We start from the raw sequence: 665 nt of genomic DNA, 5'->3' as shown, positions 1-665 counted from the left end.
CGCCAGCACCACGGCTTCACGAACGCCCGCGCACTGTTGCAAGCGTGATTCGATTTCGCCCAGCTCGATGCGGAAGCCACGGATCTTCACTTGATGGTCGACCCGGCCGACATATTCCAGCGCACCGTCAGCGCGCAGTCGGGCGCGGTCACCGGTGCGATACAGGCGCTGGCCATCAGCAAACGGGTCTGCGATAAAGCGCTCGGCACTGAGCATCGGCTGACGGTGATAACCACGGGCCAGGCCCGGGCCACCGATGTACAACTCACCCACCGCGCCTTGCGGCAACAGGTTCAAGTCATCATCGAGCACGTACAGCCGACGGGCCTCCAGACCGTGGCCGATCGGAATGCCGCGCCACGACACGGCATCCGCCGTCAGCGCCGTGCAGTCATGAATAGTCGAGACGACTGTGGCTTCGGTCGGTCCGTAGGTATTGAGCAAGCGCACATGGCCCAAACCGGCCCGTTGCCACAGGCGCAAACCGTCCACCGCCATCGCCTCGCCACCGACGTGAATCTGCCGCAGTGCGCCGAAACCGGCCGGCGGCTGCGCCGCGTATTCCTGCACCAGCCAGTACCAGTAGGCGGCCGGCAGGTCGGCCAGGGTGATGCCGTGATCGACAATCACCTGACGCAACGTCGCGCTGTCCCACAACGGCGCAT

The 665-nt window shown here is 65.1% G+C and carries 1 protein-coding gene; it reads right to left on the bottom strand.

Annotated features, from left to right (window positions below):
• A partial coding sequence (locus tag DBR24_RS33590; RefSeq protein ID WP_256591799.1) for an AMP-binding protein occupies positions 1-665 on the bottom strand: 665 nt, incomplete at both ends.

The organism is Pseudomonas sp. HMWF006 (assembly GCF_003061205.1).
Taxonomy (GTDB): domain Bacteria; phylum Pseudomonadota; class Gammaproteobacteria; order Pseudomonadales; family Pseudomonadaceae; genus Aquipseudomonas; species Aquipseudomonas monsensis.
Note: the sequence above shows the minus strand (reverse complement) of the source record. Positions and strands in the feature narration are given on the sequence as shown.